A 17,957-nucleotide genomic window follows, 5' to 3' on the forward strand; every position below is an offset into this window, starting at 1 on the left:
ATGGTGCTTTTGCATAAAAAAAATAAAATGATCAAAAGTTTAACGCCAATCCTATACCACTCCTATTGGCTACCATATTCAGGTTAAGGCTACGCTTAGCCTGTGCATAATACATCTCCTGGTCTTTTTGTATCGAGGCTCTACCATCACATTTGCGCTGCCCTATTATAGACAGTGGTATTGCTATGGCCAAGCAGCCCGCACCTATACCTGCAAGCAGCCATTCGGGGTCGCCACCTCCAAGAGCTGTACCTAGCGGATACCCTATTAGCGCCCCGCCTGCTGCACCAAAAACATAAGCACCTATGGCATAGCCATTCATACATTCACTACTACGCGTAGGTTGGTAGTTTTTAGTATAGTTCAGCAGTGCCGTATTAGAAGAGCTATTATAGGCCAATAGATCGTTTGGGATAGCTGTATTACTGGTTTGCGCTTGAGTATGCCACACTACTAGTGTTAGCAACAGGACGAGTATTTTTTTCAAGAGTTTATAGTTTTATAAGAGGTTTAAATAATAACTACAAAATAACCACTTTGTTGATAAGATGCAATAAAAAAGCCCCGCTATTTGCGAGGCTCTTATTATCATTGATTCTTGTACTATTAATTAGCTGTATCACTCGATTTCTTCTCCAGCTTGTCAAACTCAAACAATAATGAGAAACGAAGTGTGTTTGATAATGGGTTGCGGTTAATGCCACTACCCGATGGTATCAAATAAGCAAAATTCAGGTTGAACACTTGATAACGTACGCCCAAACCAACGGTAAAGTACTGACGATCTCCTTTGTATTTGTTCTCAAAGAAATAACCAGCACGTACGGCAAACTGCTGCTGATACCAATATTCTAAACCAGCAGATATCTGAAACTCTCTCAACTCTTCAGCAAAGCCACCCGGAGCATCACTGAAAGAACCCAACATACCAGATACTACAGTCTTTTCAGGAATATAATAGTCTGCAGTAGGGTCATTAGCTTCTGTGTTACTATCCAAAGGTGTAGGTACTAACAGCTTATTGATATCTAAAGCAAAAGTAACAGCGTTGTATTCATCTGCTTGATAAGTATAAGCACCACCCAAACCTAAGTTGATCGGTATAAAGTCCTTACGAGTAGAGGTATAAGATATTTTAGAGCCTACATTGCTAAGTATTGCACCAAAGCTCAATGTTGTAGCGCGTGAATCTGAAACTTCAGTTTTCTTATTGTAGTATACTCCAAGGTCTGCACCAAAAGCGGTACCAGGCTTATAGTTTGTACCAGGCTGTGCCGCAAGGCCAGAAGCAATAGCCGAATTGATAAATCTAAAACTCAAACCTGTAGAAAGATTTTCAGACAACTTACGAGAATAGCCTAAGTCCAAAGCAAACTCGTTGGGTTTACCTGTACCTATTGGCTGTGCGTTGATATCTGTATAGTTGATCTCACCTAGAGAGAAATAACGTAGTGACATACTCAATGCTTGGTTGTCGTCTTTACCAAACTTAGCATAACCTGAAAGGTACGCTAAGAAGATATCGGGAACTAGATCCTTTAGCCAAGGAGTGTAAGTAGCGGACACGCCATATTTCTTACTTGCAAATGGCAGTTTAGCTACGTTCCAGTGTTGTGAGTTAGGGTCTGCACTAGTAGCAATACCAACATCGCCCATAGCACCGGCACGGGCATCAGGAGATATTCTTAAAAAGGGTACAGCTGTAGTTACGGTATTCACATCAGTACCGTTGACATTTGTTTGTGCTATTACGCCAGTACTTGTAGACACAAGTGCCGCCGTTACAAACAAGCCGATCAAAGCAAAGCGTTTTGCCATTCTATTATTATTTATTTTAAAGTTTTGCAAAGGTATTCGTTTTTAGATAGGTCAACAAATATGCCGTTTTATAGGTTTATTATGCCAAAGTGGTCAGCAATTTACATAATTCATACTGCATATTAACGCACAATAACTAGTTTTTGGTATGCCATCTCCTCAATTCTCTGTTTTGTAGATAGTTTCATGCGGTATACATACACCCCCGAAGGCAGTTTAGCGCCATTATCAGCTGTAGCATCCCATGTTATCTCATTACTTCTACTAGTGCCAGGGGTATAATCTTGTAAGATTTTTTTAACAATTACCCCAGCAGTATTGTAGATGTTGATCTCAACGGTCATAGCCTCATTAGGATGGTTATGTTCAAATACAAAATGTGTTTTATCGCTAAATGGGTTAGGATAGTTCATCAATCTCTGTACACGAACAATATTACCATTAGCCACCTCAAAATCAACATGACCTATACCTGAGTTATTGTTTACATCCCAAGCCTTGACGGTAAATCTGTGTCTACCCTCAGGTATGCCAGTAACGGGGAAGGACAGATAACCGCGTTTATAAGTATTGGCTTCTGTTTCGTAATAGTCGTTTAAGATATAAGGGTTAGATATATCTCCATCAAGCACAGCAGTAAGATCGTGGCCTATTGCGTTGCCCGATACATTAATACCTGTTTCATCTTCCAGTATGGCATACAGTAATGTATTGGGTCCTGTAAGCCCACCATTTCTAAACAGACTATCTCCTATATATGGCTTTACTATCGGCGGGTTGTTCTCTATACGAGGATTGTCAGAGAAACCACCCACATTATAATTAGTATCGGCACCTGCACCATCTGTTTGTCCATTCTCTGCATAGTAACTGATCTTACCTTTACCAAATTCATAATTAATATCCTTTGGAGCAATGAATGCAAAAGAGAAATGACCGTCTTTCACAGTTGCTTTACCACGATAAATGATATTGTTCATCACTTCAAAGGTCTTATTGATAGCCGTTAGTGTTTTTACAGTTCTTGGCTTGTCAAAAATGGTTACTGATAAGTTACCGTTAAAGTTGGTTAACACATTATTATTTACATCAGTCACACTACCTTTTACTGTGTATTCTCCAAGTGCGCCTATAGTATCTACTGCTTTACCCGACGCTCCATCTAATATAGAGTCTGTACTAATGAAATACTGTGGGAAATTGGGTTCTAACGCAGGGTCTCCTAATAGTGCAAATTTTCTAAAATTGATAATTACATCCTTTGTAGTTCCTGCATTGGCATAGGTAGCATTTTTACCTTTTCTTATGGCATCGCCAAATGTGTTCCATTTACCATTCACATGTTCAAACTGTGCGTTTAAAAACTCTGTATTCAATATTCTATTCGCATATTGGTACACAAGGTGTGTGGTAGTTAAGGTGGCTATTACTCCTCCCCTTTCTTTAAGCAATACACGCTCTCCCGCAGACACGTAAGAAGGCTGATCGAACTGACCATAATCGCAAGTAGCTGTCACCATGAACGGCATACGATCATTGTTCTTCCAACTATTATAATCGTCCTGCGTTAAAATACGCTCGTGTGATAATACTTGAGTATTTCCATGACCACTATAGTTCATCAACAATGTTCCTTTAAACACCGCATCGTTTATCAACTTATTAGCTGCTGGTGCACGAGACCCTCCCGGTGTTGAAATAACCGGCAATGCATCTTGATACACCTTGGTTGCATTATAGATATTACTGTTTTTCTGTACTATGGAATCCAAAATCTCTGCGTCTTCCATATGCGGTCCTGCATTGTCTTCATCATCTGCTATGAAGGTTGCAGACAAGCGCCAAGCACCTAATGTAGCAGGAGTTTTATAATGCAATATCTTATCTACCACCACATTTGCTTCCTGAAGACTCTTTGCCGGTATACGCCCTACACCTATGTCTAATGTGTTGGCTATGGTATAATCTTCGATGTTTTCATTATCATCCAAGAAGGCGAAGAAATCATCATTACTATAGGTATTGATGAAGAAGAAAGACTCAGAAGCCTCAAAAGTAGGTACAAAGTTGGTGTTATTTTGTATTCGGTCTCTATAGTCATAAGAAGCATCTCCCATCAGTAGTAGGTACTTAGGAAAATCTGCGGTGTTAGTACCCGCTCTTTTATAGAACATACGCACGAAATCTCTGATTGCCGATACGTCTTGCCCTCCTGAAGAGAACTCGTTATATACCTGTGTCGTTGTGGTTACTAGCACACGCATTTGACTTCTATCTCTATGAAACTGTGCCAAGCGTTCTGCGGCTGATACAAAATCAGGGTGAGCAACAATAACAAAGTCTACTTGTGATGATCCATGCAAATTTTGGTTGGCTACAGCCGAAACAAAACTAGGGGTAGGCAGCTGTGTGCCATTAATTGCGGCAAACTCATGTAGTTGATCTGCATTTTGGGCAAAAACATAAGTTCCTCCATTTAGTGCTCCATTCATCCTTACAGGTTCATTAGGAGTTGTTACATCCCATACCTGCGTATTACTACTAGCTCCTCCAAGCTGATAAGAAGCTACCTGCCCTGCTCCTACAACTGTCATATCTCTAAACAGTAAAGAAGCACCCGAAAATGCTAATGCCTTACGTGCATTTATTTCTATATAATCCAAAAAGCCGATACCATCATTAATGCCCGGTGTGTAGGTAAGGTTAACCGTAACATTACCAGACAAACCTGTTCTTGCTATTTCAGGAATAATTCTTTCAACGGGTTTATCATCATCATGCGTAGCGGCAGCACCTATATTGAAACTACCAGCTTGCGCACCATTAATGGATACAGCAAATGTATTGGAAGAGCTTATAGACCTTGAGCCTAAAGACAATTTTATAAATGTAGTATCAACAATGGTTCCCAAGTCGAAACTAAAAGAACGTGTACTTTGTTTGCCTGCACTAATACCAAACTCTTCTCCCCACCATAGCTTACCAAAACGACCTGGATTTTGTAGATCTTCTTCGTGTGCCATGTAGCTGTCAAAACTATTCACCGTCACGTTGGCGGTCGGTGCAGTTCCTTGTGTTTGAACACGCTTACCAGGCTGCCCAAGATCTACATTGATAAAATAATACCCTTTATCATCATATAGATTTTTCTGGTGTTCAAATTTTCTATTTGCAGTATTTGCCGTCCACTTTGTAGGGCCAACGGCATAAAAAACGATATAGTCATTAGCATCAAAACTACCGTCACCACCATCGTTGACCATTATAGCATTTTCTAGTAGCTCTTCAGGATGAGCAACTGCGTTGCTTTCAGGCAGCATATTACCGCCATTACCAAATATGCGGATAGTACTAGGATTGATAGCACTAGCGGCTATACCCAAATCTTGTGTTAAAAACTGGTAATCAATCTTATACAAGCCCGTCTCAGCTACGGCTATTTTATACCATGTACCTGTAGCTAATGGAGATTTTATAGCAGTAGTTTTGGCTGCACTATGAGTTGTTATCTCTTTTAGCGTTTTTTGCTCGTTTACATTAACGGTAAGTGATTTTACACGTTGTATTTTCCCTTCTGATAGCGTATAGGCAGGAATGCGTATTAAAGCAAAAGGCTGCTTGAGCTCCTTACCTAATATTATATCAAAATTTAGTGCCGAAGTAGGTAGTGCATCCTCAGGCATACTACTCACAGAAGTATATTCTATATCCTCTAACGCTACTTGAGGCTTTTCATACACGTTTAGGGGTATTTTCTTGATCACATAACCTGCATGTATGTCTTTTTCTGAAAAGCTAGCATTATAGGCTTCTTGGGCTGAAATAGCACTAGAAAATGCTAATAACAGGCCTAATGTTATAGATATCTTTGTTTTCCGTCTGTTCACTATGTAAAATATTGTGTATTAGTTCAAAAATAGAGGTTTAATGTCATTTTACCGTCAGGTATTCGTCAGGGTTTACAGGATAAACGAGCATTTGTCGTAATATATTATAGAAGTGTGCCGATTTATTTTACATAATTTTTAACTTGTTGTCCCTTAAAGCTTGACTTTTTAAATATAAAGCTCTAACATTGTAACACTTTTAAACAGATTATTCAATACAATTTGTAGCAAATTTTTTCTTTAATTATGAAAAGAACTCTCATCGGTGTTGGCTTGCTATGTATCGGAGCAGCATTATTTTCGTCTTGCGGCGGCTCTAATAAATCAGCAGGTGTATCACAAGTAACAGGTTGGGATTACAACGACCCTCGTTTGGGTGGTTTTGACGTTGCCAATTATCCAGGTCAGCAAACTGGCCCTGGCGTGACCTTTGTAGAAGGCGGCCGTTTTACAATGGGAATGACCGAAGAGGATTTAACTCTTGAGCGTAACAACATTGCACGTACTGTTTCTGTATCTTCATTCTACATGGATGAAACAGAGGTAGCAAACGTACACTATCGTGAATATTTATACTGGCTAGAGCGTGCATATGCATCTGACTATCCTTTGCTTATTGCAAAAGCTAAACCAGATTCATCTTGCTGGCGTTCAGCTCTTTCTTATAATGAGCCGCTAGTACAATACTACTTCCGTCATGCAGCATACGACTACTATCCAGTAGTAGGTGTAAACTGGCACCAAGCCAACGAATTCTGTAAATGGCGTAGTGACCGTGTTAATGAGTACATACTTATTAAGAACGGTTTCTTGAAAAAGAACTCAAACCAAGTTAACGAAGACGTATTTGATACAGAGTCTTATGTTAATGGTCAATATGACGGTACTCCTGGTAGAGGTCGTAAGCGTGATCTAGATCCACAAGGTTCTGGTAAGCGTAACTTACGTTACTCTGATGGTTACTTACTTCCTAACTATCGTCTTCCTACAGAAGCTGAGTGGGAGTACGCAGCTACAGGTAACATAGGTAACAACCCTGAGCCTGCTACTAAACGTCGTCGTGGTGAAGAGGTGATCACTGATCGTAACGTTTACCCTTGGGGTGATGCTTACACAACTCGTTATGGTATCCGTAACTCTTACCAAGGTCAGTTCCTAGGTAACTTTAAACGTGGACATGGTGATGCAATGGGTGTTGCTGGCGCATTAAACGATAACGCTGACATCCCTGCACCTATATATACTTATTCTCCAAACTCTTATGGTCTTTACAACATGGCCGGTAACGTGAGTGAGTGGGTACTTGATACTTACCGCCCTTACACTCGTGACATGGATGATTTCAGACCATTCCGTGGTAATGTTTACCAAACTTATCAAAGAATTCAAGAAGATAATGCTCTTGAAGATAAAGATAGCTTAGGTAGCCTAGTTCGTCGTGATATGACTGACGAAGAAATGGTTGCTTACGAAGATTTCGACGGTACTACTGCTGATCTAAGAGCTTATAAAGATGGTGATAGTGCTTCTATGTATGCTTACAACTACGGTAAGAATACGCTAATCAAAGATGATGCTAAGATATACAAAGGTGCTTCTTGGGCTGACCGTGCATACTGGATGAACCCAGGTACGCGTCGTTTCATGATGGCTTACAAATCTAGCTCTACTATTGGTTTCCGTTGCGTAGTTGATCGCTTAGGTAGCCCAGACGGTGACAACAGCACAAGAGCTGGACACAGTTTCGGTAAGAAGAAAAAATCTAAAAAGTAAACTGAATAATCTGTTATAAAAGAAAGCCTTCTCATTTGAGAGGGCTTTCTTATTTTTATGCCATAAACAATCATACTCTTGGATACTGCTGCACTCTACAATATTTACTTACAATATCCTTCTGTACAAACAGATACAAGAAAGCTAAAAGAAGGAGATTTATTCTTTGCTTTAACAGGACCCAATTTTAATGGGAACACATTTGCACAACAAGCACTGGAAATGGGGGCAGCATATGTGATAATTGATGAAGAAGAATATAAAGTAAACGAGAGGTGTCTACTAGTGCCTAATGTATTAACAAGCTTACAAGAACTGGCTGCACATCATAGAGCTCAATTCAATATCCCTTTTATTGCTATTACAGGTAGCAATGGAAAAACAACGACGAAGGAACTTATCACAGCTGTACTGAGTTGCAAATACAAGACTTATGCTACAATAGGCAACCTGAACAACCATATTGGCATCCCTCTTACCATACTTAGTATAAAGAAAGATGCAGAAATGGCAATAATAGAAATGGGGGCTAACCATCAAAAAGAGATAGCCAGCTACTGCCCTATTGCTCAACCCACATACGGACTCATTAATAATTGTGGTAAGGCGCATATAGAAGGTTTTGGTAGTGAGGAAGGCGTGCGTAAGGGTAAAGGAGAGCTTTATGACTATATAAGGGCTCATAACGGCACTATATTTAGAAATGCAGACCTAGACTACCTAAAGGATATGAGTGCAGGCATAGCCAAACAAATAACCTATGGTAGTGCGAATGCTACCTACATAGGCAAACCTTTGGAACAAAAGACGTTGTTAGATGTAGCAATACTCACTAAAGACAATGAATGTACTATCAAAACATCTCTGGTAGGTGGTTATAACTTTCCTAACGTAATGGCTGCAGTTGCTGTAGGTCTTCATTTTGACATAGATATTGACACAATAAAAGCCGCAATAGAGCAATACAAGCCTGATAATAGCAGGTCTCAGCTAATGGAGCGGGGCACAAATAAACTAATACTTGATGCCTATAATGCTAACCCTACCAGTATGAGAGCTGCAATTATAAATTTTGCGGGCATGCAAGTACCTAACAAACAACTATGGCTTGGTGCAATGAAAGAAATGGGAGATACCGCAACAAACGAACATGATGCCTTAGTTGCCTTAATACAAGGATATGATTGGGAAGAGGTATTATTGGTAGGAGATGAATTTAAGACTGTGCCTGACCATTACCTTCATTTTAGTACTTCGAAAGAGGCTGCAGCATATATTGAGCAACATCAACCTAAAGAGGCGAATATATTGGTAAAAGGATCTAGAAGTAGTAGAATGGAATTGATAGTAGCTGCTTTAGATTAATCTTATAGAACACTATCAATCCTATTTATCATGCTTTTCACTTCTTCTTCTATATACACAGATGGAGTACCCTTGGTATCTTCTGCAGAGTCAGTAGCATACATAAGCAAGCACATGGCTATAAAGTCCTGATCATCTTTACCTGCATAACTGCCTCTAAGCTCCGTAATCTTTTCGTCTGCTATTTTTACGGCCTTACGTACCGATTCTTCCTCATCAGGTGTAACCCTGATCCTGTAGCTTCTTTCTGCTAACCAAACATTTATGGGTATTAGCTCTTCTTCATTTGCCATAGGATACTAGTTTTTAAGCCGCAGCTTTGTTGACTTTCTTATTATGTATCAGCTTTTTCTGAAAAACTACAAGTGTAAGTACACCTGCAGATATTGCAGCGTCAGCGATATTGAATACAGGGTCAAAAAAAGAAAAATTGTCTCCACCCACAAATGGAAGCCCGTCAGGCAGCTTTACATTAAACAATGGGAAGTATAACATGTCTACTACCCTTCCATGAAATGCATTAGCATAACCTTCTCCCCATGGCACAAATTTAGCTACATGAAAGGTACTTTCTGAAAATATCATTCCGTAGAAGATACTATCAATGAGGTTACCTAATGCTCCGGCTAATATCAATGCACCACACACTATTGCTCCCTTACTATACCCCTTCTTTACCACATTTTTCAGCAAAAAGAATCCAAAAACCACTGCTACAAGTCTAAATGATGTAAGTATGAGCTTACCTATAGACCCTTCGCTAAGGCGCATGCCAAATGCCATTCCTTCATTTTCTATAAAATGGATCTTAAACCATGTGCCTAACACATTTACCTCTTCGCCATAGTAAAAATGTGTTTTGATATAAACCTTTACTATTTGGTCTACTAGAATAATCAAGAATATGATAAGTAGTGCATTACGGTATTTCACTATCGCTATTATTTATGTATATATCCGCCAAATATACGCTGCCTGCCAATTTATTGCATGCTAAAAACGTTAAATAGATGCTACTACTTAAAAATTAGCTCTAACAGTGAGTACAAAATTGCGGCCTGGCGCGCTTATACCTGAAGCAAAAACACGATAGTTTTGATCTAATATATTTTCAAGTGCCATTTGTACACTCATGTTTTTGTGTACTTGATAGCCTGTTCTTAAATTTAAGGTACACCAAGCAGGCATTCCGTTTACAGTAGCATATTTCTGATTATCCTCACCCGAAGGGCTATACTCTGCTATACGTTTCCAACCGTTATACAGAGCGTAAAACTCTCCTCTAAATTTCTTTTGCTCATATATAATACTTGTTTTACCAAATACAGGTGGTATATGATCTAAAGGAACTTCTGCATTATTTACACCAAAATATCTACCTCTAGTATAATTAATAGTACTATAAAGACTGGTATGTGGTACCAGCTTAATAGTAAGTGCAGCACTAACTCCGTAAATATAGGCTTTAGCTTTGTTTTGATTGGCTACAATAGCAGTAGTCTGCCCTTCATACACTAGACTATCCTTACCATTAAGCGTATAGAAATCTTGCACTATTGCATTTCTTAACCAAGTATAAAACCCAGTAACCTCAAGTTGTAACTGTTCATTACGATACACACCCGTCAAATCGACGTTATAAGTATACTCTGGCTTTAAGTTTGGATTAGGAACTACTAAGCTTATTCCGCCAGCAGATTCAAATACTTTTCCTAGGTCATCAACATTTGGAGAACGGAACCCTGTAGCACCATTAAGTACAAAACGCCACTTTTGAGTGGGCATGTATATTATACCAAGATTGCCACTCCATGCCAAATGCTCTTGAATAGCCGTAGTAAAAGGGAATGCAAAAAAGCTAGTGTCTTTAAAGTTTGATCTTAGGTTAACGTAATTCAAACGAATTCCGGCATTTGTTACCAATTTATCAGGAATCACTTTGTATAAATGCTGTGCATATACTGCTCCATAATACATCTTACTACCACCATCAGGGTATCTGGTATCCAAAGGAGTATGAGCACCCGTCATAATATTTTCAGCATAAGCGGTAGAAGATACATTATTGAATTGTCCATCGGTACCGATAGTTACTTCATTCTTCCTCATTTTTTTCCTAAAATCAAGGTTATACCCTACTACGTTTAGCTGCTCTGTTCTATGATTCAGCTTCACGGCATTAAGACTACGATTGTGTCTACTTTCTTTAATTGCCTGATAGTTAACACCGCCCTTAACTTCATCAAAGAATCCAGTTAGGCTTTCTCCGTCAAACTGATACCCTAATAGAAGCCTCTCTTGAGGGCCATAGTACCATTGCGCATACCTTAAAGCACCGTTTCTTTCTTCAGATAGTCTATCATACCTTGGTATATTACTACTGGTAGAGTACTGTATGTTTAGCGCATGGGTAAGATTACTTTTAGGCTTGTAGATCATTTTCTCCATTAGATCTATCTGCTTATAACCTGTAAATTTCTGAACATTGGGATCACTATTCACAACAACTCTATCTGTCCCGTTTTGAGCTTCTGCATAGGTTTTGCGCAAACCAAAATCACCATAGAAAGGATTACGGTTGTCTCCTTGTCTTAAATCTCCAAAATCGCTGTAAGTAACTGATGTTAGTGCAGCAAATTTTCTCGTGCCAATGCTAAAGTCTATATGACCTGTACCTTCTGTATTGGCAGAGCTATATCTTGTCATCACATTACCACTTATAGCCACTCCATCCTTATCATTCAATTTCGGATTTCTTGTCTTAAACAACATAACACCACCCAAGGCATCGCTACCGTAAAGTGTAGAAGATGGTCCGTACAGTACTTCTACTCTATCTAAAAGGTTGTTATCGATGGTAATTACATTTTGTAAATGTCCGCCACGGTATATGGCGTTATTCATACGTACACCATCCACTATAAGCAATACTCTACTGGCTTCAAATCCTCTTAGATTAGGACTACCGCCACCCATTTGGCTACGCTGTACAAACACATTGCCCGACTGCTCTAACATAGTAGCAGAGGTCTGCGGCATTTGCCAGGATATTTCCTTGTTAGTTATTAGTGTGATCTTTTGAGCTATATTGTCCTTCTTCTCATTAAACTTGTTGGCAGAAAAGACAAACTCTTTTAGTTGAAATTGCTCAACTGAATCTTGCTCTTGGGCATACGAAGTATGACCCAGCGCAATGCTGGTAAATAGTAATAGGGCTAACTGTTTCATAAAAAAAACCTCACTTTTTATGAGTGAGGTTAAAAATAAAAAACTTTTTTTAATTAAATCGCTATGGTATCAGCTTTACTTCTTCAGCTTGTACTACTTCTTTATTAGCACCTTCGTCTGTGTTTACGAATGCTATAACATTACAATGCTCTGGCTTCCACTTCGCATCTATTTTAAATCTAAATGTACGCTGATATACTCTACCTGCTACACGTGGCTCTACCTTTACAGGCAGCGTAGCACCGGTAACAGGCGTAACAATATCTCTTAACACATGCTCGTGTTTATAGTCATCGATAATATTCAAACCATCTAGCTGAGTATCTGTAATCTCATCCTCTGTAACAGCTACCGTAAGATTTTGCTTTACAGTAGTCTCTTTAGTATATGCAATTTTCACTATTGCGACAGCTTCTCTCGTAGTATTATCGTAAGAAGTGGTGATATAGATATTAACAGGCGCAGCTACTACTGTTCTATTGTTTGCAGCATCGCTCCATTTACCTTTAGTATTTAATGCTTCACCATTTATTGGCATTCTATCAAAACCAGCAGAAGGGATACCTTCTTTTAACGATCCGTATATAGCGCTAAGTAGCTCGGTTGCATCTTCTGTTCTAAAATCTTGCTCAGACTCATGACCAGGTTTATCAACTGGTTTCGACTGAGGGTTGTTGAATATATGGCAACCCATGATCACCAAATTATTATTCAATGTGCTTTGTATACCCTTCATTGTAGAGTGACCAGGAGGACATGTAGGACAGCTAACACCCGTAAACTCCTCTGCCAAAACTTTCTTTTGCTGTGGCGCTTCCACTTTTTCTGCAACATATGTAGTATCATCACCACTGGCAGCCCCACCGCCAAAATCTATCTTTGGCCCTACCTCTTTACAAGATGCTAAAGCAACTAAAAATGCCCCAGCTATTAGATATACATGCTTTTTCATACTTACTTAATTATCTTTTAACCTACGAATTTAACCAAACTAAAGGAAATTGTGACACCCTCATGTCATTTCTTTAACTTTACCCTCTACAAGTGAGTATTTCAAATGAAAGAAACAAAGAGACAGAAACAAGTTGCCCAACTGATAATGGAGGAAATGAGTGATATTTTTCAGCGTGAAGGGCTTAATGTTATCAAAGGAGGAATGGTTTCTATATCAAAAGTAACTGTTACTCCCGACCTGCTTGAAGCTCGTATCTACCTAAGCATTTTCAAGGTAGAAGATCCGGAACAATTGCTAGAAAACATCATTGCCAGAAGCTCTGAATTTAGAGGCACTTTGGGCAATAGGCTAAAAAATCAACTTAGAAGAATACCTCATTTACAATTCTTCAATGACGACACTCTAGACTATGTCTTCAAAATGGAGGCTATATTCAAAAAACTGGAAGAGGAGAAAAAAGACAAATCTCAAGATTAATGAACCGAACGCTGATTGGGCAAATAGCGTGGCGATATCTGCGAGGCAAGGGTACGGCTAATATTGTACCTATATTGTCTCGTATCAGTATAGCTGCCATTGGCATATGTGCCGGTGCTATGCTAATTGTCTTTTCTGTGTTCAATGGTTTCGACGGGCTAGTAAAAGATCTATACAAAGCGTTCTACCCCGAACTTAAGATCACCCCAAAAACAGGTAAATTCTTCAAACTGGAAGAAGAACAAGTAAACAAAATAGCTACAATAAAAGGGGTACAATATTACACTCAAGTACTTGAGGACAAGGTTTTACTAAGTAGTGATGTACAACAACGGCCTGCAATACTAAAAGGGGTTAGCAAAAGCTATTATAAGGTCAACAATCTGGAGCAATACATTGTAGAGGAAGGTATTGGCAGAAATGATGAAAGCGATACACTAGCCATCAACCAACGATACAATGAGGCAACAATAGGGGTACAGCTGATGAATGAGATGGGGGCTGATGTACATAGTGTGTTTGGTAATATCAAAGCCTTTTATCTTAATGCTAAAGCAAAGGATGTAACGATTAATCCTGAAGCTGCATTTCAGGCTGTAGAACTCCTGCCCACCAAGGCTTTTGAGGTACAAGAAGAGTTTGACAGTAAATATGTGTTAACAGACATAAGCGTGGCCAACTATTTAATGCAAGCTGATGGTCAGTATTCCTCCATAGAGCTAAAACTTGCTGATGATGCGGATGCAGATGAAGTAGCAGAAGAAATACAACGACTCATAGGAGACAACTACCTTGTAGCTACACGCTATCAACAAAACAAGACCTTATATACCATAATGGCTAGTGAGAAATGGACCTCTTATGCCATATTATTGCTCGTTCTTCTTATTGCCTCTTTTAATATGGTAGGTGCGTTGTCTCTACTCATATTAGAGAAACAAAAAGACATGTCTATCCTAACCGCAATGGGTGCAAGAGCTGGCACTATAAAAAGCATCTTTATTACCGAGGGCTTTCTTTGGTCATTTATCGGCGGTAGTATAGGCTTGTTACTAGGCTTACTGTTATGCCTTGGGCAACAACAATTTGGTTGGTTAAAACTTCAAGGGTCCTTTATCATAGAAGCCTACCCCGTTACCATTATGTGGACAGATATACTCATCATCATTGCCACAATAGTTGCCATAGGGCTACTCGCAGCCTTTCTACCTGCTCAAAGAGCTGGCAGAATTGACGCCACAGCACTAAGAGGCAATTAAGATTACATCTTTTCCGGAACGGCAATACCCAACATACCCATAGCTCTGCGGATAACTTGTGCCGTCATTACAATAAGCATTAAACGTAATTGCTTCTTCTCTTCATTTTCAGCTTGAGCTATGCTATGTTCTGCATAAAAAGAATTGAATTCTTGTGCTAACTGGAATGTATAGTTACAGATCAACGAAGGGTTATATTCTTCCGCAGCTGCAGCTACTATTGATGGGTATTGCTCCAGAGAAACAATAAGCTTCTTTTCTGCAACTGCAATTGACAAGCTGTGTTTATATCCCTTAAACACTTCTGCACTTGGTACTAATGGCAATCCTTCTTTTCTTAAAATAGAACAGATACGCGCATGTGCATATTGTATGAATGTAGCGGTAAATCCATGTAGATCTATAGACTCTTTAGGGTCAAAGATCATTTTCTTCTTAGGATCAACCCTTAACAGATAAAATTTAAGCGCTCCTAAACCAATAGTTTCATAAAGATCTTTCAACTCCTCTTCTGTGAAGCCATCAGTTTTGCCCGCCTCTTCTGTTTGTTTTTGTGCTAAAGCCACCATCTCGTCCAGCATATCATCAGCATCTACCACAGTACCTTCACGACTTTTCATTCTACCCGTTGGTAACTCTACCATACCGTAAGACAAGTGGTAAATACCATCTGCACAAGGCTCACCCATTTTTTTAAGTATCAGGGCCAACACCTGCATATGATAATTCTGCTCGTCGCCTATTACATATATAGACTTATCCAGCTGGTGGTCATTATATTTTTCAATGGCTGTGCCTATATCCTGTGTCATGTACACAGAAGTACCATCTGCACGAAGCAATAATTTTTGGTCTAGGCCTTCATCTGTTAGGTCTATCCATACAGAGCCATCCTCTTTCTTATAGAGTACTCCTTTCTCTAAACCTTTTTCTACCACCTCTTTACCTAATAGATAGGTATTACTCTCATAATACATGGCATCAAAATCAACACCCATACGCTTATAGGTCACATTAAAGCCGTCATACACCCAGCCATTCATAGTTTTCCATAGGTCAACCACCTCTTTGTCACCAGCCTCCCATTTACGCAGCATTTCTTGCGCCTCTTTCATTATAGGTGCTTCCTTTTCAGCAATTGTCTCTTCCATTCCTCCTACTACCAGTTCCTTAATCTCTGCTTTATAAGCATTATTAAATTTCACATAGTACTCACCTACAAGGTGATCCCCTTTAGTTTGGGCACTGTCAGGCGTAGCTCCGTTAGCAAAATGTTGCCATGCCACCATTGATTTACAAATGTGTACCCCTCTATCATTGATCAAATTAGCTTTTACAACATTGTTACCATTCTCTTGCAATATTGAGGACATGGCGTACCCTAAGAAGATATTACGCATATGCCCGAAGTGCAATGGCTTATTCGTATTAGGAGAAGAGTATTCTACCATCACATTTTTACCATTTGCAGCACTTTTTCCTAAATCCAGATTATTGTAATTATCTGAAAGAAAATTTGACCAATAAGTCTCACTTACCGTAAGATTAAGAAAGCCCGCTACTATATGGTAGGCGCTAAATAAGTCACTGTTTGCAATAAGATATTCCCCAACTTGCTCTCCAATAACATTAGGCTTAGTTCTCAACAACTTAAGAAATGGAAATAGTACTAATGTATAATCTCCCTCAAATTCAGGTTTTGTTTGGTTAATAGCTATCATAGATGCAGGTATCTCTACATCTGGATATAACTGTTTAAGTGCACCTTCTGCGGCCGTCTTTATTTGCGCAACTAAGCTCATTTTCTTCCTTTTAGGTAATATTATGGCGCAAAAATAGGTTTTATAACTTAGGATAATAACATTTACCTATTGTCAGCACTATATCATAAAAGCCTAAAAAACACATTCCTCCTAGTATCTTTCAGCTAAACCCCTATCTTTGTTCCCTTTACAGAAGCATAAGTCATGAAAAAGCTTTTATCAATATCCATTTTGGCAGGTCTAATAGGCATGTCTAGTTGTTCAGAAGATTTTGAAGTAGCTGCACCGTATAGGCAAATCACTTTTGCTTACGGCATGCTAGACAAGGCAGATACAGCTCACTACATTCGTATCCAGAAAGCATTTATGGACGAAAACAAGAGTGCTATTGACATGTCAAAAGTGCCAGACTCTAGTTTTTATCAACAACTGAACGTAAGAATGCTGGAATATTCCGGTACAACACTTACCGCAACCTATCCGCTTACAAAAGTGGATTTGAATAAAGAAGGTTATACAAAAGCATCTTCAGTTAATCAGCAGAGTTTCTTCACTAGCCCTAACAACGGGTACAAGTTCAAAGCTGATTTAAAAACAGATAGAAGCTATAGACTACTAATAACTAATACAGTAACAGGTAGAACCGATTCTACTGACAACATCGGTATCGTAAGCAACGACACCAACTCTGTAACAGCAGGCTTTTATGTTAATGAGTTCAACAAAGCAGGTCTATTAGTTGATTTTGCTCGTACTACTGTTACTTCTAAATTGGACTATTTTGTTAATACTCCTGCCAACTCTTATACGCTAGAGGGGATATTACGCTTCCATTATGAAGATAGAAATATCCTTACTAATACTAAGACCCGAAAAACTGTAGACTACGCTTTTGCAACACTTAACGTGAATCCTAGCCAAGCCTACACGCCATCTGTACTTAACAATAACATATACTCTTACCTTAGAGACGCTATCGGTGTAGCTCCTGCTAATGTTGAGCGTTATATGGACAGTTGTGATATTATCTTCTATGCCGGCAGTAAAGAACTAGCCAACTATAACACAGTTATGGCTAATACTAGCAATGGTCTTACCAACGATATTATACAACCTAACTATACGAACATGGTAAGCAAAGATGCATTTGGCATCATTGGCTCAAAAGCATCTAGAACATACATCAGTGCTGGGTTGTCTTTTGGTACAATGGACTCCTTGAAAAACCTGCCTATAGTTAAGCCTCTTAACATAAGAGGTCGCACAGACGATTGACAATTTTACACTATATAACTTATTTAAATGCCTTAATGTGAACACATTGAGGCATTTTTATTTCAGAATGACAGTATGGCTGACATTATTGCCGAAAACTAGCAAATGGCATATAGATTGAAGTATTGCCTATTGAAATAACAACTGTATACTATTT

13 protein-coding genes are annotated in these 17,957 nt (G+C 39.1%); 5 read left to right on the plus strand and 8 right to left on the minus strand.

Translation table 11 applies throughout. The features are described from left to right. Positions 1–31: 31 nt before the first annotated feature. From R2800_08950 to porU, 3 genes are all read right to left on the minus strand, one after another. Positions 32–487: a hypothetical protein gene (locus R2800_08950; GenBank protein ID MEZ5017166.1), complete on the minus strand. Its 456-nt coding sequence runs from the start codon at positions 485–487 to the stop codon at positions 32–34. Positions 488–606: 119 nt separating this feature from the next. Beyond that, the gene (gene porV, locus R2800_08955; protein MEZ5017167.1) at positions 607–1,818 is read right to left on the minus strand and encodes a type IX secretion system outer membrane channel protein PorV; all 1,212 of its coding nucleotides are present in this window, start codon (positions 1,816–1,818) and stop codon (positions 607–609) included. 122 nt (positions 1,819–1,940) lie between these two features. Beyond that, a complete protein-coding gene (gene porU, locus R2800_08960; protein MEZ5017168.1) occupies positions 1,941–5,705 on the minus strand; it encodes a type IX secretion system sortase PorU in 3,765 nt (1,254 codons plus the stop codon). 246 nt (positions 5,706–5,951) lie between these two features. On the opposite strand from porU, the gene R2800_08965 reads away from it, so the two are divergent. Then, on the plus strand, positions 5,952–7,478 hold the full coding sequence (locus R2800_08965) for an SUMF1/EgtB/PvdO family nonheme iron enzyme (GenBank protein MEZ5017169.1): 1,527 nt from the start codon (positions 5,952–5,954) through the stop codon (positions 7,476–7,478). A gap of 78 nt (positions 7,479–7,556) precedes the next feature. Next, complete coding sequence (gene murF, locus R2800_08970; GenBank protein MEZ5017170.1) at positions 7,557–8,843, plus strand: UDP-N-acetylmuramoyl-tripeptide--D-alanyl-D-alanine ligase; 1,287 nt, start codon at positions 7,557–7,559, stop codon at positions 8,841–8,843. Between the two features lie 2 nt (positions 8,844–8,845). Here murF and R2800_08975 read toward each other — a convergent pair whose 3' ends face one another. The 4 genes from R2800_08975 to R2800_08990 all read right to left on the minus strand — a co-directional run bounded on the left by R2800_08975 (position 8,846) and on the right by R2800_08990 (position 13,023). Beyond that, positions 8,846–9,136 (minus strand): cell division protein ZapA, encoded by a 291-nt coding sequence (locus tag R2800_08975; GenBank protein ID MEZ5017171.1) that lies wholly within the window; start codon positions 9,134–9,136, stop codon positions 8,846–8,848. Between the two features lie 13 nt (positions 9,137–9,149). Next, on the minus strand, positions 9,150–9,776 hold the full coding sequence (locus R2800_08980; protein ID MEZ5017172.1) for a lipoprotein signal peptidase: 627 nt from the start codon (positions 9,774–9,776) through the stop codon (positions 9,150–9,152). An 87-nt stretch (positions 9,777–9,863) separates the two neighbouring features. Next, positions 9,864–12,071, minus strand: a complete 2,208-nt coding sequence (locus tag R2800_08985; protein MEZ5017173.1) for a TonB-dependent receptor — start codon at positions 12,069–12,071, stop codon at positions 9,864–9,866. A 61-nt stretch (positions 12,072–12,132) separates the two neighbouring features. Next, the gene (locus R2800_08990) at positions 12,133–13,023 is read right to left on the minus strand and encodes an Omp28-related outer membrane protein (GenBank protein ID MEZ5017174.1); all 891 of its coding nucleotides are present in this window, start codon (positions 13,021–13,023) and stop codon (positions 12,133–12,135) included. A gap of 105 nt (positions 13,024–13,128) precedes the next feature. Here R2800_08990 and rbfA point away from each other — a divergent pair, with 105 nt between their 5' ends. Together rbfA and R2800_09000 are read left to right on the plus strand one after the other, a co-directional pair. Beyond that, positions 13,129–13,503: a 30S ribosome-binding factor RbfA gene (gene rbfA, locus R2800_08995; GenBank protein MEZ5017175.1), complete on the plus strand. Its 375-nt coding sequence runs from the start codon at positions 13,129–13,131 to the stop codon at positions 13,501–13,503. Next, positions 13,503–14,762 carry an FtsX-like permease family protein gene (locus R2800_09000; protein MEZ5017176.1) on the plus strand — a complete coding sequence of 420 codons (1,260 nt, stop codon included), beginning with the start codon at positions 13,503–13,505 and terminating at the stop codon, positions 14,760–14,762. The genes rbfA and R2800_09000 overlap by 1 nt, the downstream gene beginning before the upstream one ends. 2 nt (positions 14,763–14,764) lie before the next feature. Here the strand turns inward: R2800_09000 and argS are convergent, their stop codons facing one another. Beyond that, a complete protein-coding gene (gene argS / locus R2800_09005; protein ID MEZ5017177.1) occupies positions 14,765–16,564 on the minus strand; it encodes an arginine--tRNA ligase in 1,800 nt (599 codons plus the stop codon). 165 nt (positions 16,565–16,729) lie between these two features. Between argS and R2800_09010 the strand changes: the two genes are divergently transcribed. Further along, the gene (locus tag R2800_09010; GenBank protein ID MEZ5017178.1) at positions 16,730–17,800 is read left to right on the plus strand and encodes a hypothetical protein; all 1,071 of its coding nucleotides are present in this window, start codon (positions 16,730–16,732) and stop codon (positions 17,798–17,800) included. Positions 17,801–17,957 lie beyond the last annotated feature (157 nt).

This window comes from Flavipsychrobacter sp., assembly GCA_041392855.1.
GTDB lineage: Bacteria > Bacteroidota > Bacteroidia > Chitinophagales > Chitinophagaceae > UBA5543.